The 24,278-nt window shown below is 70.4% G+C and carries 21 protein-coding genes; 8 read left to right on the plus strand and 13 right to left on the minus strand.

The genetic code is table 11. The annotated features are described in order from the left end of the window. Window positions 1–18: 18 nt before the first annotated feature. Window positions 19–360 carry a hypothetical protein gene (locus P9K36_RS04090; RefSeq protein WP_043383204.1) on the minus strand — a complete coding sequence of 114 codons (342 nt, stop codon included), beginning with the start codon at window positions 358–360 and terminating at the stop codon, window positions 19–21. Window positions 361–575: 215 nt separating this feature from the next. Between P9K36_RS04090 and P9K36_RS04095 the strand changes: the two genes are divergently transcribed. Beyond that, window positions 576–1,469, plus strand: a complete 894-nt coding sequence (locus P9K36_RS04095; protein ID WP_043383208.1) for a CoA ester lyase — start codon at window positions 576–578, stop codon at window positions 1,467–1,469. 92 nt (window positions 1,470–1,561) lie between these two features. Here P9K36_RS04095 and P9K36_RS04100 read toward each other — a convergent pair whose 3' ends face one another. From P9K36_RS04100 to P9K36_RS04115, 4 genes are all read right to left on the minus strand, one after another. Continuing rightward, a complete protein-coding gene (locus tag P9K36_RS04100; RefSeq protein ID WP_043351746.1) occupies window positions 1,562–1,837 on the minus strand; it encodes a hypothetical protein in 276 nt (91 codons plus the stop codon). After that, window positions 1,834–4,131 carry an FdhF/YdeP family oxidoreductase gene (locus P9K36_RS04105; RefSeq protein WP_043755647.1) on the minus strand — a complete coding sequence of 766 codons (2,298 nt, stop codon included), beginning with the start codon at window positions 4,129–4,131 and terminating at the stop codon, window positions 1,834–1,836. The genes P9K36_RS04100 and P9K36_RS04105 overlap by 4 nt, the downstream gene beginning before the upstream one ends. A gap of 157 nt (window positions 4,132–4,288) precedes the next feature. After that, on the minus strand, window positions 4,289–5,365 hold the full coding sequence (locus P9K36_RS04110) for a quinone-dependent dihydroorotate dehydrogenase (RefSeq protein WP_278306583.1): 1,077 nt from the start codon (window positions 5,363–5,365) through the stop codon (window positions 4,289–4,291). Next, window positions 5,362–5,712 carry a DUF952 domain-containing protein gene (locus tag P9K36_RS04115; RefSeq protein ID WP_278306584.1) on the minus strand — a complete coding sequence of 117 codons (351 nt, stop codon included), beginning with the start codon at window positions 5,710–5,712 and terminating at the stop codon, window positions 5,362–5,364. The genes P9K36_RS04110 and P9K36_RS04115 overlap by 4 nt, the downstream gene beginning before the upstream one ends. Window positions 5,713–6,027: 315 nt before the next feature. Between P9K36_RS04115 and P9K36_RS04120 the strand changes: the two genes are divergently transcribed. The 3 genes from P9K36_RS04120 to P9K36_RS04130 all read left to right on the plus strand — a co-directional run bounded on the left by P9K36_RS04120 (window position 6,028) and on the right by P9K36_RS04130 (window position 9,046). After that, entirely contained in the window at window positions 6,028–6,660 is a 633-nt protein-coding gene (locus P9K36_RS04120; protein ID WP_043355978.1) for a helix-turn-helix transcriptional regulator, read from the plus strand. A 96-nt stretch (window positions 6,661–6,756) separates the two neighbouring features. Continuing rightward, window positions 6,757–7,854, plus strand: a complete 1,098-nt coding sequence (locus P9K36_RS04125; protein WP_278306585.1) for an ATP-binding protein — start codon at window positions 6,757–6,759, stop codon at window positions 7,852–7,854. A 220-nt stretch (window positions 7,855–8,074) separates the two neighbouring features. Next, window positions 8,075–9,046, plus strand: a complete 972-nt coding sequence (locus P9K36_RS04130; RefSeq protein ID WP_278306586.1) for a TIM44-like domain-containing protein — start codon at window positions 8,075–8,077, stop codon at window positions 9,044–9,046. 45 nt (window positions 9,047–9,091) lie between these two features. Here the strand turns inward: P9K36_RS04130 and rsmA are convergent, their stop codons facing one another. The 5 genes from rsmA to lptF form a co-directional block, all read right to left on the minus strand. Continuing rightward, window positions 9,092–9,970 carry a 16S rRNA (adenine(1518)-N(6)/adenine(1519)-N(6))-dimethyltransferase RsmA gene (rsmA, locus tag P9K36_RS04135; protein ID WP_278306587.1) on the minus strand — a complete coding sequence of 293 codons (879 nt, stop codon included), beginning with the start codon at window positions 9,968–9,970 and terminating at the stop codon, window positions 9,092–9,094. Window positions 9,971–9,980: 10 nt separating this feature from the next. After that, complete coding sequence (gene pdxA / locus P9K36_RS04140; RefSeq protein ID WP_043755657.1) at window positions 9,981–11,096, minus strand: 4-hydroxythreonine-4-phosphate dehydrogenase PdxA; 1,116 nt, start codon at window positions 11,094–11,096, stop codon at window positions 9,981–9,983. Window positions 11,097–11,209: 113 nt separating this feature from the next. Then, window positions 11,210–13,789: an LPS-assembly protein LptD gene (locus P9K36_RS04145; protein WP_278306588.1), complete on the minus strand. Its 2,580-nt coding sequence runs from the start codon at window positions 13,787–13,789 to the stop codon at window positions 11,210–11,212. A gap of 77 nt (window positions 13,790–13,866) precedes the next feature. Further along, on the minus strand, window positions 13,867–14,955 hold the full coding sequence (gene lptG, locus P9K36_RS04150) for an LPS export ABC transporter permease LptG (RefSeq protein WP_043760753.1): 1,089 nt from the start codon (window positions 14,953–14,955) through the stop codon (window positions 13,867–13,869). Window positions 14,956–14,963: 8 nt separating this feature from the next. Beyond that, window positions 14,964–16,124 (minus strand): LPS export ABC transporter permease LptF, encoded by a 1,161-nt coding sequence (gene lptF / locus P9K36_RS04155; RefSeq protein WP_043755659.1) that lies wholly within the window; start codon window positions 16,122–16,124, stop codon window positions 14,964–14,966. Window positions 16,125–16,411: 287 nt separating this feature from the next. On the opposite strand from lptF, the gene P9K36_RS04160 reads away from it, so the two are divergent. The 4 genes from P9K36_RS04160 to msrP all read left to right on the plus strand — a co-directional run bounded on the left by P9K36_RS04160 (window position 16,412) and on the right by msrP (window position 21,675). Beyond that, a complete protein-coding gene (locus P9K36_RS04160; RefSeq protein ID WP_043755661.1) occupies window positions 16,412–17,923 on the plus strand; it encodes a leucyl aminopeptidase in 1,512 nt (503 codons plus the stop codon). 49 nt (window positions 17,924–17,972) lie between these two features. Continuing rightward, the gene (locus P9K36_RS04165) at window positions 17,973–18,707 is read left to right on the plus strand and encodes a hypothetical protein (RefSeq protein WP_043755663.1); all 735 of its coding nucleotides are present in this window, start codon (window positions 17,973–17,975) and stop codon (window positions 18,705–18,707) included. Between the two features lie 99 nt (window positions 18,708–18,806). Then, complete coding sequence (locus P9K36_RS04170) at window positions 18,807–20,561, plus strand: AMP-binding protein (RefSeq protein ID WP_278306589.1); 1,755 nt, start codon at window positions 18,807–18,809, stop codon at window positions 20,559–20,561. 160 nt (window positions 20,562–20,721) lie between these two features. Further along, entirely contained in the window at window positions 20,722–21,675 is a 954-nt protein-coding gene (gene msrP / locus P9K36_RS04175) for a protein-methionine-sulfoxide reductase catalytic subunit MsrP (RefSeq protein ID WP_043356000.1), read from the plus strand. 124 nt (window positions 21,676–21,799) lie between these two features. Here msrP and P9K36_RS04180 read toward each other — a convergent pair whose 3' ends face one another. The 3 genes from P9K36_RS04180 to P9K36_RS04190 form a co-directional block, all read right to left on the minus strand. Then, window positions 21,800–22,060, minus strand: coding sequence for a YARHG domain-containing protein (locus tag P9K36_RS04180; RefSeq protein ID WP_043356002.1), 261 nt, complete (start codon window positions 22,058–22,060; stop codon window positions 21,800–21,802). 42 nt (window positions 22,061–22,102) lie between these two features. Then, window positions 22,103–22,993: a LysR family transcriptional regulator gene (locus tag P9K36_RS04185; protein ID WP_043356004.1), complete on the minus strand. Its 891-nt coding sequence runs from the start codon at window positions 22,991–22,993 to the stop codon at window positions 22,103–22,105. Between the two features lie 429 nt (window positions 22,994–23,422). Continuing rightward, a complete protein-coding gene (locus P9K36_RS04190) occupies window positions 23,423–24,238 on the minus strand; it encodes an oxidoreductase (protein WP_278306590.1) in 816 nt (271 codons plus the stop codon). Window positions 24,239–24,278: the final 40 nt, after the last annotated feature.

A 24,278-nucleotide genomic window follows, 5' to 3' on the forward strand; every position in this document is an offset into this window, starting at 1 on the left:
TGCGAGGCGAGCGGCCTGCTAGCGCGGATCCTTCCAGGTGGTGGGCTGGGCGGACGGCGCGGCGCGGGCGACGGTGCCCGTGGTGCGCGGCATGACGGCCTCCGCCCGACGCGGGTAGGACCGGCGCGGCGCCGCGGAGCCGTAGCGGCGGCCCCGGCGGACATGGCGGCGCCCGCGCTCCGTCGAGTTCCCCACGAAGCCGCCGACCACGGCGCCCGCGACGGCACCGATCGGCCCGCCGACCAGCGCCCCCGCGACCGCGCCGGAGCCGACGCCGAGGGTGGTCCGGCTCTGGGCCCGGGCCGCCTCGGGTGCCGCCAATGTCCCGAGCAAGGCCAGGGTGACCAAGACTTTGCGCATCGTCGAGTTTCCGGGTTCCAAGAATTGGTTTCGTCCGGCCTTTAAGCGGCGGAACATGACCAAACCGCGGCTTCGATCTGCGCAGAGAGGCCGCGGTATCAAACCGCCCGGGAACTCACCGGCCCCGATCGTCAAGGTGTGGCGCGGCCGGTTTCGTGCTTTAGGGTGCAGTGCAACGACAGGAGGCCGCGCGACGGCCCAGGAGGGAGAAGCCGATGGCCACGACGACCGATCTGCGCCTGCGCCGGAGCGTGCTCTACATGCCCGGCTCGAACCAGCGGGCGCTCGACAAGGCCAAGACCCTGCCGGTGGACAGCATCATTCTCGACCTCGAGGATGCCGTCGGTCCGGAGGAAAAGGAGATCGCCCGGGAGCAGGTCTGCGCCGCCGTGAAGAGCGGCGCTTACGGCAGCCGCGAGCTGATCATCCGGGTCAACGCCCCGCAGACCCCCTGGGGTGAGGCCGATCTCCACGCCGCCATCGAAGCCAAGCCCGACGCGATCCTGATGCCGAAGGTCTCGTCGCCGGCGGTGCTGGAGAGCATCGCCGACCGGCTCGAATCCCTCGACGCCCCGGAGGGCATCGCGATCTGGGCGATGATCGAGACGCCGGCCTCGATCCTCAACATCCAGGAGATCGCACGGGCCAAGCGCGATCCGCGCAACCGCCTGACCTGCCTTGTGCTGGGCACCAACGACCTCGCCAAGGACACCTGGGCCAAGATCGTGCCCGGCCGCGTGCCGATGCTGCCCTGGATGATGATGGCGCTGGCCGCGGCCCGGTCGGAGGGCTTGGCCATCCTCGATGGCGTGTACAACGACATCGCCGATACCGAAGGCTGTCGCGAAGAGTGCCGTCAGGCCCGCGACCTGGGCTTCGACGGCAAGACGCTGATCCACCCGACGCAGCTGGAGCCCGCCAACACGTCCTTCGCCCCCACCGAGGAGGAGGTGCGCCGGGCCAAGCTGGTGATCGAGGCGTTCGAGCGCCCGGAATATGCCAAGCGCGGCGCGATCAAGCTGGAGGGTCGGCTCTACGAGCGGCAGCACCTCGGCGTGAACCGCCGGGCGGTCACCTGGGCCGAGGCGATCAAGGCGAAGGGGTTCTGAACCGTCTTCCAGCCCGCAGCGCCAATCTCTGCCGTGTCGCGCAGGCCTGGGTCATCGCGCGACCCTCGTGATGACGGGTCCGCGTTTGTTCATCACGTGGCGCACCCGGCGGATTCGTAGCGCGTCCGCTGGGTGCGCCCGTCGCGCGCCGTGACCACGACGAGCCCCGCCTCCTCCAGGCCGACCAGCGACCGCAGCACGAGGGCGTGCTCCACCCCGAAGGTGCGGGCGAAGGCGCGGCTGTCGCCCGGCAGGCCGAGATCCAGCGCCGCCAGGAGACCCGCCGACAACGGGTCGAGGCCGGGATGAGCGGCCGAAACCCGGTCGAGGGCGGCGACGAACGCCGCCTCGTCGGGGCCCTGGCTCACGCGGCCACGGGCGCCTGCAGGGTCACCAGCACGGACTTGGAGGTCGGCGTGTCGCTCTTCTCGCCGAAGGTCGACAGGGGCACCAGCACGTTCAGCTCCGGATAGTAGCCGGCCAGCGATCCCCGCGGCATGTCGAAGGGCACGAGGCGGAAATTCTCCGCGCGGCGGGTGATGCCGTCGTCGTGCGTGCCCACGATGTCGACGCGCTCGCCGAGCCGGTCGCGGATCGCCGCGAGGTCGTCCGGATGGGCGAACAGGACGCGGCGCTCGCCGTAGACGCCGCGGTAGCGGTCATCCATCCCGTAGATCGTGGTGTTGTACTGGTCGTGGCTGCGGAACGTCTGCAGCACGAACGTGTCGCGGGCCTTCCGGGCGGCCTGATGTTCGGTTTCGGCCGGCAGCGCATCCGCCGAGAAATTGGCCCGGCCGGTGGCCGTCTCGAACACCCGCTCGGCGGCGAGGTTGCGCAGCATGAAGCCGCGGGGCTTACGCACGCGGGTGTTGTAGCCGGTGAAGCCCGGGATCGTGGCGGCGATCGCCTCGCGGATCCGGTCGTAATCCGCGGCGAAGCCGGCCCAGTCGATGGCGGAGGCGCCGAGAGTCGCCTGCGCCATCCCGGCGATGATGGCGATCTCGGACCGCAGCTCCTTCGAGGCCGGCTTGTTGATGCCGCCCGACCCGTGGACCATGCTCATCGAATCTTCGACGGTCACGATCTGGATCTTGCCCTCTTCGGTCCGGTCGATCTCGGTGCGGCCGAGGCAGGGCAGCAGGTAGCCGACCGCGCCGGGCACCAGATGGGCGTGGTTGAGTTTCGTGGCGATGTGGACGGTGAGCCGGCACGACGCCAGCGCCTGCGCCACCACCGGCGTGTCGGGCGTCGCCCGCAGGAAATTGCCGCCGAGCCCGATGAAGGCCTTGGACGTGCCGTCCCGCATGGCGCGGATCGCCGCGAGTACGTTGTGGCCGTGCCGGCGCGGCATGGCGAGGCCGAAATGCTGCTCCAGGGCGTCCAGAAGGGACGCGGAGGGGCGCTCGTTGATGCCGACCGTGCGGTCGCCCTGCACGTTCGAGTGGCCCCGGACCGGGCACAGGCCCGCGCCGGGGCGGCCGATATGGCCGCGCAGGAACAGGAGGTTGGCGATCTCCCGGATCGTCGCCACCGAGTGCCGATGCTGGGTCACGCCCATCGCCCAGGTGGCGATGACCCGCTGCGCGCCGAGATAGACGTCCGCCATAGCGGCGATCTCGTCCATCGTGAGGCCGGACTGGTCGAGGATCGCGTCCCAGGAAGTCGCCTCAACGGCCGACCGATAGGCGTCGAGACCGGCGGTGTGGTGCTCCAGGAAGGCCTGGTCGAGGAGCGACGGCCGGCCGGCCGCCAGGGCCTCGGCGTCGCGGGCGAACACGATCTTGGCGATGCCCCGGAAGGCCGCCATGTCGCCGCCCGAGCGCGGCTGCAGATAGTGGCTGGCGATGGGGCGGCTCGAGCCGCGGAGCATCTCGACGGTGTTCTGCGGATCGGCGAACCGCTCCAGGCCGCGCTCGCGCACCGGGTTGAGCACCACGACCTGGGCGCCGCGCTCGGCCGCCCGGCGCAGGTCGCCGAGCATCCGCGGATGGTTGGTCCCCGGATTCTGGCCGACGCAGAAGATCGCGTCCGCCTTCTCGAAATCCTCCAGCAGGACCGTGCCCTTGCCGATGCCGATCGCATCGATCAGCGCCACGCCGCTCGCCTCGTGGCACATGTTCGAGCAGTCGGGGAAATTGTTGGTCCCGTAGGCCCGGGCGAAGAGCTGGTACAGGTAGGCGGCCTCGTTGGAGGCGCGGCCCGAGGTGTAGAACTCGGCCTGGTCCGGATGGTCGAGCCCGCGCAGGGTCGCGCCGATCTCCGCGAAGGCCGCGTCCCAGCTCACCGGCAGGTAGCGGTCGCTCGCCGCGTCGTAGCGCATCGGATGCGTCAGGCGGCCCTGGCCCTCGAGGGCGTAGTCGCTCCAGTCCCGCAGCTCGGTCAGCGTGTGCTTGGCGAAGAAGGACGGCTTCGTGCGCTTGTCGGTGGCCTCCCAGGAGACCGCCTTCACGCCGTTCTCGCAGAACTCGAAGGACGAGCCGTGCTCCGGGTCGCCCCAGGCGCAGCCGGGGCAGTCGAACCCGTCGGGCTGGTTGGCCTTCAACAGCGCGCGGGCGCCGGTGAGGGGCGCGCGGCTGCCGAGCAGGTGCTTGCCGCAGCTCTTCAGAGCGCCCCAGCCGCCGGCGGCGGATGAGCGCTTGGAAGACCCTTCAGATTGGGCCATGAACCGTCCTGGATTGGCTGACGCGACGTGTCTCGCAGACGCGAGATAAGCGGCTCTCCAGGTCCCTCACAATGGCGTGCGGGCGCAGGCCCCTCATGCATGGGGCACAGGCTAAGCTCCCACTCCGCAAAGCCTTTCTAAACTGGCGCGTCCCCTCTCACGCGGTGCGGGCGAGTTCCGCGGCGTCCCGTCCGACCACCGTGGCGAGGCTGGTGACGCCGGCCCGGTCCATCTGCGCCAGCAGGCCCGCCTTGATGCGCCCGACCAGTCCCGGGCCCTCGTACACGAGCGCGGAGTAGAGCTGCACGAGACTGGCCCCGGCCCGGATCTTGGCCCAGGCGGCCTCCGCCGAATCTACGCCGCCGACGCCGATCAGCGGAATCGTGTCTCCGACCCGCAGGCGCGTCTGGGCCAGCATCCGGGTCGCCGGGCCGAAGAGCGGCCGCCCCGACAGCCCGCCGGTCTCCCGAGCGAGCCCCTGCTCGCGGAGGCTCGCCGGACGGGCCACGGTGGTGTTGGACACGACGAGGGCCTGGACGCCGCGCCGTTGCGCCGTTGCGCAGACCGCGTCGAGGGCGCCCAACGCCATGTCGGGGGCGATCTTCAGGAGGATCGCCGCGTCGGCACCCGCCGCGTCGCGGGCCTCGACCGTCCGAGCGAGCAGTTCGTCGAGGAAGGCCTCGCCCTGGAGGTCGCGCAGGCCCGGGGTGTTGGGCGAGGAGACATTGACGGTGACGAAATCGACCAGCGGCGCGAGGGCGGCGGTGCAGGCCGCGTAGTCGGCGAGGCGGTCGGTGGACTCCTTGTTGGCGCCGATGTTGACGCCGACGATCCCGGAGCGGCCTTTCCGGGCACGCAACCGGCCGGCCACCACCGACACCCCCTCGCTGTTGAGGCCGAAGCGGTTGATCACCGCCCGGTCGGCGGTCAGGCGGAACACCCGCGGCCGCGGGTTGCCGGGCTGCGGCCGCGGCACCACCCCGCCCACCTCGACGAAGCCGAAGCCGAGGCTCAGCAACGCGTCGGGAACGCGCGCGCCCTTGTCGAAGCCGGCGGCGAGGCCGACCGGGTTGGGGAAGCGGCGCCCGAGCAGGTCGACGGCGAGCCGCGGGTCGTCCGTCGGCGGGCCAGCCGCCGGAAGGAGCGCCAGGGCGCGCAGCGTCAGGTCGTGCGCGCGCTCCGCGTCAAGGCGATGGAGGAGCGGCCGGACGAGCGGGAAGGCGGCGTCGATCATGCCGGCAGGATCCCGGCCGGAAATGCGTGCCGCCCGTCGCCGTCCAGCGGCATTTCGTCCACCGCGACCACGGCCGAGAGCGGCAGCGGACCGTAGAGGTGCGGGAACAGATCGCCCCCCCGGGAGGCCTCGTAGCGCAGGCCGTCGCCGAGCGCCTCGGCCTCGACCGCAACGAGGAGCAGGTCGTCCTGTCCGGCGAAGTGTCGGGCGGCCGTCTCGGCGACCTGGGCGGCCGTCGAGAAATGGATGAAGCCGTCCTGGCGATCGATCGGCGCCCCCGTGAATTGGCCCGCGGCCTCGGCCTCGCGCCACAGGGCACGCGGACAGATCTTGTAGATGAGCGGCATCGAAGCTCCCCGGAACCGACGCGTCGATAGAGGCGCCGGGCGCCGGCGGCAACACCGATGCGCTCTGCCGATTCGAGGAGCGATTGCAATCTGACGCCCGTAGTTCTACTTTCCTACAACTAGGCTGGACGTCACACAGCCCTGTCCGGACCGGCAGAGCGGATCCGGAAAGTAAATTGTCAAGTATCTCCGCGCGTACCCGGCGGGTTTTGAACGGACCCGGCGGACAAACCGTCTCCGTGCCCCCGAGGCAGCCGGATCCCGGCTGGTGAGACGGGGGTGCCGGCCCGCTGAGGGTGAGCCTCCGAGTCCGCGATGCTGTCGCACGAGCAGATCTGGAACGCCATCGACCGGCTCGCCGAGCGCCACGGCTACTCGGCCTCCGGGCTCGCCCGCCGCGCCGGCCTCGACGCCACGAGCTTCAACCGCTCGAAGCGCGTGGGCGCCGACGGCCGCAAGCGCTGGCCCTCCACGGAATCGGTGTCCAAGGTCCTGGCTGCGACCGGATCGAGCCTCGACGAGTTCCTGCGGCTCATCGAGGCGCGGGAGATTCCCGCCCGCACCATGGTTCCGCTGATCGGCCTGACGCAGGCCGGCGCCGGCCGCCTGTTCACCGACGAGGGCATGCCCACCGGCGGCGCGGGCTGGGAGGAGATCGAGTTTCCGGATCTCGGGGAGGAGCGGGCCTTCGCGCTGGAGATCCAGGGCGATTCCATGCTGCCGCTGTTCCGGGACGGCGACGTGCTGATCGTGTCGCCCACGGCCAGCGTCCGCAAGGGCGACCGCGTCGTGGTCCGCCTGCATGGCGGCGAGGTCCTGGCCAAGGAGCTGAAGCGGCGCACGGCCCGGACCGTGGAGCTGGCCTCCCTGAACCCCGAACACGAGGACCGAGTCCTGAATCTCGGCGAGATCGCCTGGATGGCGCGGGTCATGTGGGTGCGCCAGTAGACGGTGCTCACGGCGGCCGGCGCTTGGCCATGACGCCGTTCATCGCTATCGCTGGCCCGTCGCGGACCTTCCGCATCCGCTGAGCGCGAACGCAGCATGGTGCAGCCCGGGACGGATCACAGTGCGGGCAGGGGGGAGCCGCTCGGCGGCGAGGCCCGCTCGCTGCTCGACGCGCTGCCGACGCCCAGCCTCCTGCTCGATCCGCAGGGCCGTGTCCTCCACGCCAACCCGGCCCTGGAGCATCTCGCCGGGTATCCGGCCGAGCGGCTCGCCGCGCAGGGTCTGGACCTTATGCTGGCCCATCGCACGACGGCGCTCGATCCCGTCGGCCCCGCGAGTCAGGAATTCCTGGCCGCACGCGCGGACGGGACCACCTTCTGGGCCCATCTGGACACGGCGCCGCTTCCCGGCACCCGCAACCGCATCGGCCAGATCCTCGACGTCACGGCGCGCCGCGAGGCCGAGGGGGCGCTCGCCCTCTCCCGCCAGCGCGAGGCACTGGGGCTGCTGACCAACAGCGTGGCGCACGAGTTCAACAACTTCCTGCAGATCCTGATCGGCTACATCGACGGGCTGAAACGTCGCCTCGGAGACCGGCAGGAGCCGTTCATCCAGCGGGCGATCGCCCGCTCAGCCGACGCCACCGAGCGGGCGGCGATCCTGACCCGGCACCTGTTGGCCTATTCCCGACGCATCGCGCCCGACGTCCGGGCGGTGGACCTCGACGCGATCGTGGCGGATCTCGCAGGCCGCCTCGAGCCCGATCTGCCGCCGGGCATCCGTCTCACCGTCGCGGCGACGCCGGGCCTGCCCCGGGCGATCAGCAATCCGACCCAGATCGAGTTCGCCCTGCGGCATCTCGTCGCCAACGCCTGCGAGGCCATGCCGTCCGGGGGAACGCTGACGCTGTCGACCTTCCGGATCGATCCCGGCGACCGGTCCTTGCAGCAGCCGGGCCTCGGCAGCGTCGGGATCGCGGTCGGGGATACGGGGCTGGGCATGTCGCCCGAGATGCTCACCCGGGCCCTGGCGCCGTTTCAGACCAGTCACGAGGCGGGGCGCGGCGCGGGCCTCGCGATCGTGCATGGGCTGATGAAGCGCCAGAACGGCACCATCACCCTCGACAGCCGCAGCGGGGAGGGGACCCAGGTGCGCCTCGTCTTTCCGGCGGCTCCCGAGCGCACTCTCCACTGAGCCGCCGGGTCCGACGCGCGGCGCAACGCAACCCCGGGCAGCGGGCGTTCGGCGTGCCCGGCTCGACCGGATCGCCGTTCACCGCGTCCATGGACGGGGGGCGATCCCGTGGAAAACGTCATCCCGGCGCCGTCGGGCAGGACTAAAACCCGAGCCGAGCCGTTCCCATATCGTCACTGGCGCTCCGCGCTCTTCGGTTCTCGTCCTCTGAGGCGTGTACATGTTTACTGAGATTTCGCGCCGCCGGCGTGTGGCCGCCCTCCTGGCGCTGGCCGCTGCGCTGACCGTCGCGGCGCCCGTCGCGGAAGCCCGTCCGGGCGGCGGCGGATCGTTCGGATCCCGTGGCTCGCGCACCTACACGGCCCCCTCGGCCACGCCGACGGCCCCGGGCGGCGGCATGACCATGCAGCGTTCGCAGACCGCGCCGTCCCCCGGCATGGGCAGCCCCGGCATGCAGGCTCCGGCCGCGCCCGGCCGGCGGTTCGGCGGCGGCTTCTTCGCGGGCCTGCTGGGTGCCGGCCTGATCGGCGCACTCCTCGGCGGCGGCTTCTTCGGCGGCCTCGGTGGCCTCGCCTCGATGATCGGCCTCCTGTTCCAGGTCGGGCTCGTCGTGCTCGTGGTGATGCTGGCCCTGCGCTTCTTCCGCCGCCGGAACGAGCCGGCCGGCGCCGGTGCCCCCTATGCCCGCTCGTCGCTCAACGACGAGCCCGGCGCGCGCGGCCCGATGGGCGGTGCTCCGGCCGGCCCCGCCGCCGGCATGTTCGGCGGTGGCCAGCGGCCGCCGCAGACACGCCCGGTCCAGATCGGCCCGGCCGACTATCAGGCGTTCGAGCGGCTGCTCGGCGACGTTCAGGATGCCTATTCCCGCGAGGATCGGGTGACGCTGGGCAACCTGTCGACGCCCGAGATGGTCGGCTACTTCGATGAGGAGCTGCGCAACAACGCGGCCCGCGGCGTGGTGAACACGATCTCGGACGTGAAGCTGCTGCAGGGCGATCTTGCGGAAGCCTGGGGTGAGGATCGCACCGACTACGCCACCGTGGCGATGCGCTACGCCCTCAAGGACGTGATGGTGGAGCGGGCCAGCGGCCGCGTCGTCTCGACGGATACGTCCGAGGCGACGGAGCTCTGGACCTTCCTGCGCCAGCCCGGGCGCGGCTGGGTGCTCTCGGCGATCCAGCAGACCCGCTGATTGCGCCGCGCTCCGGCCTCCGGGCCGGAGCCGCCGTGCAGGCTTTCAAGCCGGCGCCGCCCCCGCGGTGCCGGCTTTTCTGTGCGCGTCCCACCGGTTCGCCAGATCGACGAAGCCTGCCACCGGGATTTCCTCGGCCCGCGCCGTCTCGACGAGCCCGGCCGCGGCCAGCAGGATGCCGGGCTCGGGCGTCAGCGCCTTGAGGCTCTGACGCAGCATCTTCCGGCGTTGGCCGAAGGCCGCGCGGGTGACGGCTTCCAGCGCACCGGCGCGGCAGGGCAAGGGCTCCGCCCGCGGCACAAGCCGCACCACGCTCGACGTCACCTTCGGTGGCGGCACGAACGCCGAAGGGCTCACGTCGAACAGGATCTCGGCCTCGGTCCGCCAGCCGCAGAACACGCCGAGCCGGCCGTAATCGGCCCGCTCCTCGGGGCTGGCGACGATGCGCTCTGCGACTTCCCGCTGGAACATCAGCACGGCCTGATCCCACCAGGGCGGCCAGGCTTCGCCGTCGAGCCAGCCGGTGAGCAGCGCCGTGCCGACATTGTAGGGCAGGTTGGCGACGATCCGGGCGGGACCATCGCCCACCAGCGGCCGCGGATCGAAGGCGAGGGCGTCGGCGTCGACCACCTCGAGGCGTCCCGGATAATGGGCGGCGATCTCGGCGAGCGCCGGCAGGGCGCGCGGGTCGCGCTCGATCGCCACGACGCGGGCGGCGCCCTCGGCGAGGAGCGCGCGCGTCAGGCCGCCCGGACCGGGGCCGACCTCCACCACGGTCACACCCGCGAGGGGCCCCGCTGCCCGGGCGATCCGCCCGGTCAGGTTGAGGTCGTACAGGAAGTTCTGGCCGAGCGCCTTCTTCGGCTCCAGGCCGTGGCGGGCGACGACGTCGCGCAGCGGCGGAAGACCGTCCCCGGCGCTCATGATGGCTCCCTCACAGCTCGTCCTCGGCGTCGAAGTGGTGGGCGCCCGGGGATCGCGGCCGCCCGGCATAGACGCTGAACGGGATGATTTCGGCACCGCCCAACGGACCGCGTCGCACCGCCGCGTTGGCGGCCAGCCGATCAGCGAGGCGCAAAGCCGCCACGAGGCTGTCGGGCCGGGCGATGCCCTGACCGGCGATATCGAAGGCCGTGCCGTGGTCCGGTGAGGTCCGCACGAAGGGCAGGCCGAGGGTGACGTTCACGCCGTCGTCGAACGCGATGGTTTTGATCGGGATCAGGGCCTGGTCGTGCGTGGGCGCGAGGGCGACGTCGTAGGCGGTCCGGGCGCGGGCGTGGAACAGGGTGTCGGCCGGGAGCGGCCCGCGGATGTCGATGCCCTGTGCCCGCAGCCGCGCCACTGCGGGGGCGAGGACGTCGCGGTCTTCATGGCCGATCGTCCCGGCCTCGCCCGCATGCGGGTTGAGGCCCGCGAGGACGAGGCGCGGCTCCGGCAGACCGAACCGGTCGCGCAGGTCCCGGGCGACGATCAAGGCGGTCTCCTCGACGAGGTCCTGGGTGAGCAGGGCCGGCACGTCCTTCAGCGGCACGTGGATCGTCACCGGAACCACCGAGAGCTCCGGGCTCCAGATCATCATCACAGGCCTGGGCGGCGTCTGGCCGGGCGGCACCGAGAGGGCGGCCAGGAACTCGGTGTGGCCCGGATGGGCGAACCCCGTCCGGGTCAGCACGAACTTGGCGATGGGGTTGGTGACCACTGCGCTCGCGCGTCCGGCCTTCACGAACGCCACCGCCGCCGTGATCGACTCGATGGTCGCGCCGGCATTGACGGAATCGGGCACGCCCGGCTCGGCGGCGACGCGGGCGCCGCTCGGCAGCGACACCACCGGGAGGGCGCGCGGGAACACCTCGGCGGCGGTCTCGGGATCGACCTCGGCCACCGGAACGGGGCGGCCGAGGCGGTGGGCGAGGCGCTCGACGAAGTCCGGATCGGCCACGAGGAAGAACGGCGGCAGCGGCTCCGTGCCGCCCCGTCCGAGCCACGCGCTGAGCGCCAGCTCCGGACCGATGCCGGCAGGATCTCCGAGGGTGAGGGCGAGGGGCGGCATGGGCGGTCTATAGCGCCGGCGGGGCGCGGGCGCATCCTCGACGCCACGGGTCCGAGCCGCCGGAGATCGCAGGTCCACGGATCCTGAGGCCCACAGACGCGGAGAGCGGGACTTTACCGCACCGAGGCGATGCCGTCCGCGGTGGTGGCGGTGCCGACGTTCTGGCGCAGATCCGCCTCACCCAGCGTCTTGAGTTCGACCCGCAGCAGGACGGTCTGGTTGCGCTCGCGGACGCCGGTGGCCGTCGCGATCGGGGAATTGATGTAGTTCAGCGAGACGGTGGTGCATTCGTCCTGATAGCCGCCGCCGAAGCTCGCCCCCGAGAGATAGAAGCGCCCCGGATTCTGGTAGATCGGCACGGTTCCGATCGGGTTCGCCAGATAGGAGCTCAGGGCATCCGTATAGGTGTTGCGCACGTCCAGGTAGTGCGTGAGGTCGACGAGCAGCGAGCCCGACACGAACCAGTTCGGCGTGATGTTGTAGGTCGCGGACGCCGTGACGCCTTCGCGATAATGGCTGTAGCCGAGCAGCGGCTGCGCCTCGTAGTAGGAATAGAAAGCCGACAGCGTCAGCGGCGCGAACGGCGCGAATCGTGCCGTCACGCCGGTCTCGAACCGCGCCACGTGGAAGTCGGCCTGGTTGAACCGGGCACGGCTGATGAACGTGATGTTCTGGTTCGGCGAGACCTGGAACCGGCCGACGAAGTCCGATCGCTGCGTCTCGAGCCCGGAATCCAGGCCGGTATTGGCGATGTCGCCGCGACGGAACGAGTTGACGCCCGCGAGCTGGATGGACTCGCCGAACAGCACGTTCGCGTACCAGCCGGACGGGGTCACGACGGAGTACTGGCCGCCGAGATTGGTGCGCACGCCGCCTTCGACCCGGTCGTAGCCCGAGAACTTGTCCCATTCGAACAGCGACGTGTCGTCGAAGACGAGGCTCTGCGCGTCCTCGTTCGGCAGGCGGCCGATCCGGGTCTCCGACGGGCGCGCGATGATCTGGCCGATCGGCTCCAGGGTGTGGACGCCGAGCGCGCCGAAATTGGCGACGAACGGGTAGCGGTAATCGAGGCCAATCGCCGGCATGACCCGGCCGGCGAAGCCGTCGTCGATCTTCGCCACCTGCGGCGCGAGATCGTTCTGGTAGCCGGAGAAGCTCGGATTGGTGAAGAACGCGTCCGTGCGCATATACGCGAACGGCGTGAACTTCTGGCCCCAGTCGTCGATGAAGCTGCGGCGCCAGGACAGTTCCGCGGAGGCGCGGGTGTTGGTGCCGGCGAGCCCGTCGATCGCGCAGAGGCCGCGCTGGAAGACCGTGCAGGTCTGGTAGAGCGGGAAGCTGACGCCGTTGACGCTCGGCGAGAACAGGTAGCTCGAGGTCCGTGGCAGGCCCTGGTACTGCGTGGTCTCGCGGGTCAGGCTGGTGATGTTCGCCTGGAAGCGCACCTCGCCGCCGATCTCCGAGGGGCCATTGACCCGCTTGTCGTAGTCGATGACCGGGGCGACGATCGGCTGCTGCTTCTGCCAGTCGAAGCTCGACAGGCCCTTGAAGTAGTAGCCCCGCGCCTCGAACCACGAGCGGTCGCCCTGGCCGATCAGGTACGCCGTCGAGGTCGCCTCACGGAAATAGTCCGTGGTGATGTTCTGGTTGCGGATCCGGTAATTGTCGAGGAACCACTTGTCGGTGACGCCGACGAGGTCCCAGCCCGTACGCCAGCGCGGGTTGATGTAGAACCGGCCCTGCGACTCCACCGAGCCGCGGAAATCGCGCTCGCCGGCGCCGAGGGGGCTCGGCAGGAAGGCCGAGGGCGTCGTCTGCGAGATGCCCGACAGGCGGATGTTGTAGAAGCCGTTGTCGATCCGCTGGCGGAACTCGCCCTGCGCGAGCAGGCCCTGCCGGCTGAGCAGCGTCGGCGTCACCGTCAGATCGTAGTTCGGTGCCAGATTGATGAAGTAGGGAAGCGACACGCCGTTGCCGAGGGCGGTCGTCGTGATGAAGCGTGGCGTCAGGAAGCCGGTCTTGCGCTTCACCGTCGGATCCGGCGCCTCGAAATACGGCAGGTAGGCCACCGGGATCCCGGCGATCTCGAGCGTCGAGTCGTCGAAGTAGACCGTGTGGGTCTCGTTGTCGTGGATGATCTTCTTCGCCTTGATCTGCCACAGCGGCGGCGTCTCAGGGTTGTCCTTGCACGGCTCGCAGGCCGTGTAGCTGCCGGACTCGAAGCTCGTCTGCTCGCCGTTCAGGCGCTCGGCCCGGGGCGCAGAGAACCGGGTGCGCACGGTCTCGAACTTGCGCTGGACGGTCTGCTGGCCGCGGAAGGCATCCACGAAGCCGGTCTTGAAGTCGTCGGTGAGCTCCATGCGCGCGCCGGTCACGACGCCGCCATCGGCCTCGGTGAGGCGGACATTGCCCTCGGCGAAGACCCGGCCGGAAGTCCGGTCGTAGCGCACGCGGTCGGCCTGCAGGGTCCGCGGACCGTAATGCAGCTCGGCGTTGCCCCGCGCCGTCACGGTGCCGTGGTCGTTGTCGTAGATCAGCTCGTCGGCCTCGACGAGGAGCTTGTCGCCGGGCTTGCCGGCCGTCACGGCGGGCAGGCCCTGGGCATGGGCGGACAGGCCCCCCGCCAGCGGCGCGGCGAGCGCCAGCACAGCTCGGAAACCAGCCTTCCGCAGGATGTCGGCGACCTTACGCAACGCGCGTCCCAACCCCTGTGACGTCTGCCGCCACCAACCTCAACACCCGTCTCCCGTCCCGCGAAGGCTCGCGGAAGTCAGCCGTCTTCCTGGTACAGAAGCGTGAGCGTACCGAGAAGACTGCCTACCACGGCCGGGAACCAGGCCGCCACCGGTGCGGCGACGAGTCCGGACGCCCCGAGCCCCTCCATGACCTGTCGGACCACGTAGAGAGCGAAGCCGGCCGCGACGCCACCGAGCACGAGTTTTCCGACACCACCAAAGCGGAAGAACCGTAAGGAAACGGTTGCGGCGACGATGACCATGGCCACGAACAGCACCGGCCTTGCCCACAGGACATCGTACTGGAGCCGGTATCGGGTGGCGTCCAAACCGGCCCGCTCGGTCCGCGCGATCGTTGTGGGAAGTTGCCAGAAAGGCACAGATTCGGGGGGCGTGAACCCCTGACGCACCTGTGCGGGGTCGAGGTTCGAGGCGATCAGGTAGGTGTCGAACGACTCAGGGGGCGTGTCCGGTGTGAGAACGCGCACATCGGAGAGTTCCCAGTAGCCGTCGTGCAGCGTGGCGCGGGCCGCGACGAGCTGCTCGGCGAACTTGCCGGCCGCGTCGAAGGTGAAGACCGACACGCCGGCGAGGGTGGTCGTGCCCTCGATGGCGGTCTCGGCGCGGAGGATCGCCTCGCCGTCGAGGCCCTTCTGGCGGATCCAGAGGTCCTTGCCCGAACTCGCCTTGGTGGATTTGGCGAAGATCTTCGCCTCGATCTCGGTGGAGCGCTGTTTCAGCAGCGCCGAGACCGGGTTGTAGACGCCGACGGCCAGCGCACCGAGGGTGAGGGCCACGAAGAAGCCGGGCTGCAGGAACTGCCACGCCGAGATCCCGGCTGCCCGCGCGACCACCAGTTCCAGCTTGCGCGAGAGCTGGAGCAGGGCCGCCATGGAGCCGAACAGGATCGCGAAAGGCAGGACGCCCTCGGCCACCGCGGGGGTGCGATAGAGCGAGAGCTGCGCCATCAGCCCCGCGGAGGCGCCCTGGGCCTCGCCAGCGCGGCGGAGGAGCTCGACGAAGTCCAGGGTGTAGACCAGGGCGAACACGGTGACGAACACGCCGAGCACCGTGCGGAGGAACCGGGCGGCGAAATACCGCCCGAGGGTGGGGCCGATCAGCATCATCGGGTTCAGGCCGCCGGCGCCAGGCGCGGGCCGCGGAACAGGCCGCGCACGAAGCGGGCCAGGACGGCGTTGAATGCGCGCACCCGCGGTCCGAAGAAGATCAGGAGGCTCGACAGGACGATCGCCAGAAGCGGCACGCCGTAGACCGCCCCCACGGCCGCCGGGCTGCGCGCGGCGGCGCTGACCGCCGCGAAGCCACCGATGCGCAGGGCCACCACGGCGAGGATCGCCCCGGCGACCGCGACGCCGCGCCCCTGCCGTGTCGTGCGTGGGTCGCCCAGCGCTGCGAAGGCGATGAAGACCAGGGCCAGCGGGTAGAGACATGCGGAAAGCCGGTCGTGCAGCTCCGCCCGGAACCGGCCCTTCTGCAGCTTGTAGTAGCCTTCGGTCGTGTCGGGGAACAGGAGCTGCGCCGTCGATCGCTCCCGGGGCTTGTAGATCGTGTCGGAATCCGGGGGCGCGAAGGCGGCGAGGTCGATCGTGTAGCGCTCGAAGGTCAGGATCGACGAATCGCGGGAATCCTTCTGCTGCTGATGGACGCTGCCGTTCTCCAGGATCAGATAGCTCTGTCCCTCGACGTCGGCCGCGTTGCCGCGCTCGGCGAGGTAGACCTTCGTCTTCCCGGCTTCACGCCGGTCCTGGATGAACAGCCCCTTCAGGGTGCCCCCCGGGCCGCGCTCGCGGAAGTGGAAGGTGATGCCGTTGTCGAGCTGGGTGAACTGCCCCTCCTTGACGACGTTCGCGATGAAGTCGCCGCGGACCCGGGTGATCACGTCGCGCAGCTCCTGGAAGCTCGCGGGCATCACCACCACCACCAGGAATCCCACCAGGAAGCTGACGAACAGCGCCAGTGTCAGGAAGGGGCGCAGGAGCGAGCGGGGCGGCATCCCGGCCGCCGACATGACGATCAGCTCGGAATCGCCGTTCAACTTGTTGAGGGCGTAGATCGTGCCGATGAACAGGGCGACGGGGGCGATCACCACCACGAGGGTCGGCAGGGACAGGCCCGTGACGAAGAGGAAGACCAGCAATGTCTGGCCCTTGGCGGTCACGAGGTCGAGCTCGCGCAGGGCCTGCGTCAGCCAGATCGTGCCCGTCAGCCCGATCAGGCAGGCGAGGGTGGCGCCCAGGGCGATCCGAAAGATGTAGCGCTCGATCTGCCTCATCGGCCCGGCAGTCCCGCTTCAGCATCGTCCCGAAAGGTGGTGCCGGCTTTCGGGCAAAGACGATGCGAATCCAAAGCTCGAGCCCGCCGTGCCGGATCCTTCAAATCCGGCATGATGGTCCCATCCTCTTGCGCCCTCGGAGCGGCAGGGACCCGACAAAAGGGGCGATTCCAGGGCTGTCACGCCGCGTTGCGTTCTCCGTCTCAGCGGCTACACAGAGCGGATGGCCCGCGCCTCGGCGCGCGGGTACGTAGTACGGCTCCGGGATAACGGGCAGGGCGACGGGTATGGCGGACGGTATCGAGATCGGTTTCGGTCCCCTGGAGCAGAGCGGCCAGGGCCCCGGCGGATCCGGCGATCTCGTGGTCTTCGTCGGCGACGACCTGTCGCTCGGATCGGCGGCCCGGGAAGCGCTCGGCGCCTCCGGGGCGGATCTGGTGGCCCGCGCCGCGGCCTCCGAGAAGTTCAAGGGCCGCGCGCTCAGCGCCCTGACGCTGCCGGCCCCTTCGGGCGTCGGCGCCGACCGCCTCGTGGTCGTGGGCCTCGGCTCCGAGAAGGATCGGGCCAAGACCGACTGGCCGGCGCTCGGCGGCTTCACCGCCGGCAAGGTGGCGGGGCGGACCGCCCGGGTCGTGCTCGACTGGCCCGGCACGACGGTCACGGCGACGCAGGCCGGCGAGTTCGCCCTCGGCGCGCGCCTGCGGACCTACGCGTTCGACCGCTACAAGACCAAGAAGAAGCCCGACGCCGACGACAAGTCCGTCACCGCGCTGACCCTGCTGCTCGCCGATCACGGCGCGGCCGCCCGCGAGGGCGAGGGCGCCCGGAGCCTGTCCGACGGCGTGATCCTGGCGCGCGACCTCGTGAACGAGCCGCCGAACGTGCTCTTCCCGGCGGAATTCGCCCGCCGCGCCTCGGAACTCGCCAAGCTCGGCGTCGAGATCGAGGTGCTGGAGCCGGCCCGGATGCGGGAACTCGGCATGGGCGCGCTGCTCGCGGTGGCGCAGGGCTCGGCCCGCGAGCCGCGGATCGTGATCATGCGCTGGAACGGCGGCCCCGCGGCGGAGCCGCCCGTGGCCCTCATCGGCAAGGGCGTCGTGTTCGATTCCGGCGGCGTCTCGATCAAGCCCGGCGGCGGCATGGAGGACATGAAGGGCGACATGGGCGGCGCGGCCGCCGTGGTCGGTGCCCTGCATGCCCTCGCCGCGCGCAAGGCGCGCTGCAACGTGGTCGGCGCCATCGGCATCGTGGAGAACATGCCGGATGGCGGCTCCTACCGCCCCTCCGACATCCTGACCTCCATGTCCGGCCAGACCATCGAGGTGATCAACACCGACGCCGAGGGCCGGTTGGTGCTGGCCGACGTGATCACCCACGTCATTCGCAGCACCAAGCCGAAGGCGCTGGTCGACCTCGCGACGCTGACGGGCGCGATCATCGTGGCGCTGGGCCAGGACATCGCCGGCATGTTCTCCAACGACGACACGCTGGCGGGCAACATCCACGCCGCCGGCGAGGCGACGGGCGAGAAGGTCTGGCGGATGCCGCTGATCCCGGCCTACGACAAGGCGATCGATTCCAAGTTCGCCGACATGAAGAACACCGGCGGCCGTCACGGCGGCGCCGCCACTGCGGCCTCGTTCATCAAGCGCTATGTCGAGGACGTGCCGTGGGCGCATCTTGACATCGCGGGCGTGGCGATGTCGTCGAACGCCAGCGAGATCAACCGCAGCTGGGGCGCGGGCTGGGGCGTGCGCCTCCTCGACCGGCTGATTCGCGACCATTACGAGGCCCGCTAAGGCGGCCGCGGCGGTCCAGACGCCGCGCGCCGGTCCGGGCAATCTCAGCATGGCCGCACACGCCAACGCCGCGCGCGATCGGGCCGATCCGGGTGACGGGACGTCCGGAGGCCGCGTCGGCGGCCTCCTCCTGGCAGCCGTCGGGCCGATTCTCGCCATGCTGGCCGCCCTGGCGCTCGTCGCCGTCACCGGCCTGAGCCAGCGTGGTTTCGTGCCGGAGGCCCTCGAGCCCTGGATCTTCGGCTACTTCATCGGCCGCTACCCGCTCTTCGCCTTCGCGCTGGTCTACGGGCTGGGGCATCTCGCGCGCGTGGCGGCGGAGCCGGGTCCCGCCTCCGTCCCGCGCCGGGTCCTATTCGGCCTCGCGGGGGCGGCCGCCCTTCTCGCCGCCGGGCTCTATCCCACCTTCGGCGGCCTCATCCTGCGCGCTGCCTTCGCCACCGGCGGCATGGCGTTCCTCACGCATCAGCCCCTGTGGCTGGCTTTCGGACTCGGCGCCGCTGTGGGTGCCCTGCTGTTCGGCGGCGTCCTCGGGCTGTTCGCGGTCGCGGCCAACCGCCCCCTGCGGCCGCGCCTGCGCCGGATCGGATTCGGAGCGCTCGCCTTCCTGGCCCTGTGGTTCGGCGCGATCCTGATCGGCCTCGCTGGCGACCTAGGCGTCGGCCCCTGGCCGCGCCGGGCGATGCGACCGGAGGAGGCCGCGCTCGCCGCGGGCCTGCTGATCGCCGCTGCTCTGCCCCACACCGCTCTGGCGACATTGCGCCGGCATCGTCGGGGCGTCTGAGCCCCCTGCCTTGCGGGCCGGCCTCCGTTCCCGCAGAGTCTGCGCGACAGGCGTAGCGAGACCCGGCCACCGAGAGTCGGGCCCGCGGGAGGCATCGCGATGCACGAGGCGAACGTGATCGAGCACGGCGCTCAAGCCGCTACGGCCGGCGCGTCGCCGGCCACGCCAAGCGGCGGGTCCTCCGACCGCCCCTGGCTGGCCTCCTACCCGTCCCGGGTTCCGGCGGAGATCGACGTCGCGGCCCTCGGGACCCTGGTCGGCCTGTTCAAATCCAGCATGGCCGCCTTCGCCGACCGGCCGGCGATGCTGTGCTTCGGCTCGACCATGACCTACGCGACCCTCGGCCAGCAGGCGCGCGACCTCGCGGCCTGGCTGCGCGGACAGGGGCTGGCAAAGGGCGACCGTGTTGCGATCATGCTGCCGAACGTCCCGGCCTATGCGGTCGCGATCTTCGGCGTTCTCCTTGCGGGCGGGACGGTGGTCAACACCAACCCTCTCTACACACCCCGGGAATGCGCGCAGCAGATCAACGATTCCGGTGCGCGGATCCTGATCGTCCTGGAGAATTTCGGCGCCACGGTCGCGGCAGCCCTGCCGGACGTCGCCCTGGAGCGGGTCGTCCTCGTGGGCCCGGGCGACGGGCTCGGGCTCAAGGGCCACGTGATCACGCTCGCCAGCCGGCATGTGCGCAAGGCCGTGCCGCCGTTCCGCCTTCCGGAGGGCCTCGCGATCCCCTTCGCCACCGTCCTGCGCCGGGGCCGGTCGATGCCGCGGGCGACGGTCCCGGTCGAACCGGAGGACCTCGCCTTCCTGCAATATACCGGCGGCACCACGGGCATCGCCAAGGCGGCGATGCTGAGCCACCGCAACATCATGGCGAATGTCGAGCAGTCGCAGCTCTGGTTCAACTCGAAGGATCCGAGCGTCCCGCGCTGCGTGGTCACGGCCCTGCCGCTCTACCACATCTTCGCGCTCACGGCGTGCTTCTTCCAGTTCATGCGCAGCGGCGGATCCTGCCTCCTGATCCCCAATCCGCGCGATTGCGACGGCATGGTCAAGACGCTGAGCCGCACCCGCTTCACCCACCTGATGGGCGTGAACACCCTGTTCAACGTGCTGATCAACCACCCGAAGATCGGCACGGTGGATTTCGCCAACCTCGACTTCGTGGTCGGCGGCGGGACCGCCGTGCAGCGGGCGGTCGCCGAGCGCTGGAAGGCGCTGACCGGCAACACGATCATCGAGGGCTACGGCCTGTCCGAGACCTCCCCGGTCGTGTGCGTCAATCCGCACGGCATGCGGGATTTCTCCGGCACGATCGGCTACCCGCTGCCCTCCACCGAGGTCTCGATCCGCGACGTCGCCGGCGAACCGGTCCCGATCGGGCAGCCCGGCGAGATCTGCGTGCGCGGCCCGCAGGTGATGCGCGGCTACTGGAACCGACCGGAGGAGACGGCCCGGGCGATGACGGCGGACGGGTTCTTCCGGACGGGCGACGTGGCGATCCTGCAGGCGGACGGCCAGATCCGGATCGTCGACCGGATGAAGGACATGATCCTGGTCTCCGGCTTCAACGTCTATCCCAACGAGGTCGAGGACGTCCTGGCGGCCCACCCCGCCGTGCTCGAATGCGCGGTGGTCGGCGCACCGAGCGAGGAAACCGGCGAGATGGTGGTGGCCCATGTGGTCCTGAAGGATCAGTCGGTCTCCCCCGAGGCCCTCCGGGCGTATGCGCGCACCCAGCTCACCGGCTACAAGGTGCCCCGCCGCGTGGTGTTCCACGAGACGCTGCCCAAGACCAATGTCGGCAAGGTGCTGCGGCGGATGCTCCGCGACGAGACTCCGCCGGCCTGAGCTCGGCCGATCGTCGGGCGCCCGCCTGCGTCCAGGTGCCGCTCACCTGCGGCGTAACGCCGGGATGCGACTCGCCGAAAGGTGAGGCTGCGGCGCTTGCGCCCCTGTCGGCCGCGGCCGATCTGTGGGTTGTGCGCGCAGGACATCCGAGGAGACGGCCATGTTGATCAAGCGCAAGCGCGGTTGGGAGATTCCGGAGCATCTGGCGACGCCGGAGGCCGTCTTCATCAACCGGCGGGCCCTGATCGGCGGTGCGGCCGGGCTCGCGGCCGGCTCGCTCCTCGGCCCCCGTCAGGCCCTGGCGGCCGCAGGCGACCCGTCGCTCTATCCGGCGCCACAGAACCCGGCCTACACCCTCGACCGGCCCCTGACGCCCGAGCGCTTCAGCGCCGACTACAACAATTTCTACGAGTTCGGCACGTCGAAGACGGTGCTACCGGCAGCCAACGCCCTCAAGACGCAACCCTGGACCCTGAAGATCGACGGCCTCGTGGAGAAGCCGTTCGAGATCGGCGTCGACGACCTGATCCGGAAGGTGGGTCTGGAGGAGCGGCTCTACCGCCACCGCTGCGTCGAGGCGTGGTCCATGGCGGTGCCCTGGACAGGCTTCCCGCTGGCGAAGCTCGTGGCGCTCGCCAAGCCCGCCTCGGGCGCGAAGTACATCCGCTTCGAGACCTTCATGGACAAGGCGATGGCCCCCGGCCAGCGGGCCTTCTTTTACCCCTGGCCCTACACGGAGGGCCTGACATTGGCCGAGGCCGGCAACGACCTCGCCTTCATGGTGACGGGGGTCTACGGCAAGCCGCTGCCCAACCAGTTCGGGGCGCCGATCCGCGTCGCGGTGCCGTGGAAATACGGGTTCAAGTCGGCCAAGTCGCTGGTGAAGATCTCCTTCACCGCCGATCGGCCGAAGACCTTCTGGGAGGGGCTGCAGGCCTCCGAGTACGGCTTCTGGGCCAACGTGAACCCGGCCGTGCCGCATCCGCGCTGGAGCCAGGCCACGGAGCGGGTACTCGGGACCGACCAGCGGGTGCCGACGCTGATCTACAACGGCTACGGCGAGCAGGTCGCCGGCCTCTACAAGGGCCTCGAAGGCGAACGCCTGTTCGTGTGAGGGGCTGCTCGGCGACACCCGCTCAGGCAAACCCGCCCGAGCCTCGCCCCACCGGGCGGGGCTTCAGATCCGTGTCGTCACGCGCCTGTACGCGGTATCGGCGTCCACTGCGGCGGCGCGCACGCTAGCGCGGGCAGCCATGGGCGCGCTCGAAGGCCTGCAGCTCCGCCACCGTCGCCTGTTCCTGGCGCGAGAGCGGTATGCGGTCCATGGCGTCGTACCGGCAATCGGTATTGCCGAAGGTCCGGATCGCCCGCGGCGTGCTGAAACAATAGCCGGCCTGCTTGTAGATCAGGTTGCGCTGGTACCAAGCTTCCGCGCAGTCATCCGCCATCGCGTTGGTCGAACCCGCGACGAGGATCAGAGCGTAGAGGGCAGCGCGCATCGAATCGTCTCCGTGAGAAGACGCGACTCAAGCATCGGATGCTCAGTAGGTCCAGCGCTGCGCCTTGGAGACCAGGAAGTCGCGGAACGCCTGGACCCGGGCGACCGAGCGCATCTCCTCGGCATAGACGAGGTAGCTCTCGAGGCTCGGCATCTCGGTCTCGCGCAGCACCTGCACGAGCTGCTGGCCGCCATCCACCGCGTAGTCGGGCAGAATCCCGATCCCGGCTCCCGCCTCCATCGCGCGCTGGAGGGCGCCGATGTTGTTCACGGTCAGGTGGACCTGACGCCGGTCCCGGCCATCGCGGCCGGCATCCGCCAGCCAGTGGGCCGCGAGCAGGTACGACGGCTCGTTTCCGCCGAACGAGACGAGGCGGTGATCGTCGAGTTCTTCGATGGTCTTGGGCTCGCCGAAGCGCTTGACGTAATCCGGGCTCGCGAAGGCATGGTAGTGCACGGTGAACAGCCGACGCTGGATCAAGTCCGGCTGGGCCGGCCGCCGCATGCGGATCGCCACATCGGCCTCGCGCATGGCGAGATCGAGTTCCTCGTTGGTGAGGATCAGCTCGATGCGCACGTCCGGGTAGAGGTCGAGAAACTCGCCCACGCGCTGCGACAGCCAGGAGGTGCCGAGGCCCACCGTGGTGGTGACCTTGAGATCGCCGGTCGGACGCTCGGAGGTTTCCACGAGCCGGGCGCGGGTATTCTCCAGGCGCAGCTTCATGTCCCGAGCGGCGCGGAACAGGAGATCGCCCTGTTCGGTCAGCAGCAGGCCGCGGGCATGGCGGTGGAACAGAGGCGCCTTCAGCTCGCGCTCCAGGGCGCTGATCTGGCGGCTCACCGCCGATTGGCTGAGCCCGATATCGTCACCCGCCTTGGTGAAGCTCCCCGCCTCCGCGACGTTGAGGAAGATCCGGATCTTATCCCAGTCCAAGGCAAGAACCCCTACCAGCACGCGCCCGCGGGTCGCGCCCGGGTCAGGATGGGCACGAAGCGGCGGGCAGATCACCGGGCGAACTGCGCGGCGCCGAGGGCGGATGACCGCTCGCGGCACCGCGCGGGCATGCAATCGGTGCATCCCGGCGCAGTCAGCACTCCTATGCACACAGCGCATGATGCGACGCAAGCGGCGAAGGCGGGAAGTTGTTGAAATGGTGGGCGCTGCGGGCGAAGCGCCGCGGCCGGTGCCGCCGGCATTCCGCTGCGCCGGCCTGGACCGGGCTCTCGCCGATCGTGCGGCTGGCGAGGAATGTCTCGGCCTCCGGCGCCGCCCGTCAGCCCATGCCGGCGGCGAAGAACGCCGTCTCGCCCGCCCTGTCCGGCGGCACCGCGCGCTGCCGTCCGAGCGGAGGTGCTCCCCCTGTCATTGCGGGAGCCGCATCTGCTTGCGAAAGCTTTTATCAAAGGCGCTTGCGGGCACAAAACGACGCAGCAGGCTGACCCGCCGGGCCATCTTGCCGGCGGTGTATCGGCTCTTCGGTACCGCCGCGGTCGCCGCCGTCACGACCCTCTCGGCCACGATCCCCGGCGCGTCGGCAACCACCATGACGTCGCGCATCAGCCGCTCCTGGCCGGCGCGCGCGGCGTCGTAGACGGCGAGCGGCGCATCCGGCGTGACGAGGTTCCGGTCGAAGGCCGTGCGGGTATAGGCGGGCTCGACGAGGACGACCCGGATGCCCTGGGTCCTGACCTCGTGGTCGAGGGATTCGGAATAGCCTTCGAGCGCATGCTTGCTCGCAGCGTAGAGCGCCATGTACGGGGCCGGGACGAGCCCGAAGGCCGAGCTGATGTTGACGATGCGACCGCCTCCGCTTGCCCGCATCAGGGGCAGGACGGCCCGGGTCATGCGGATGGCGCCGAACAGGTTGACGTCGAACAGGGCCTGCGCCTGCGCGGTGGAGGATTCCTCCGCGCCGCCGCTGATGCCGAAGCCGGCGTTGTTGACCAGCACATCGATCCGCCCCGCCCGGGCGAAGATCGCCTCGACAGCACCCGCGACCGAAGCGTCCGAGGTGACGTCGCAGGGCAGCATCGTGATGCCGCCTTCCACGACACGGTCCACCGTTCGGCTGGTGCCGAACACCCGGTAGCCCGCGGCCTTCAAAGCTCTCGCTGACTCGAGGCCGATGCCCGAAGCGGCCCCTGTCACGACCGCGATCCTGGTTTCGCTCTGCTGCACGATGGTCTCCTTCCGACGCGGCCTGCGTCGCAACCGCACC

This window comes from Methylobacterium sp. 391_Methyba4 (assembly GCF_029691625.1).
Lineage (GTDB): Bacteria > Pseudomonadota > Alphaproteobacteria > Rhizobiales > Beijerinckiaceae > Methylobacterium > Methylobacterium fujisawaense.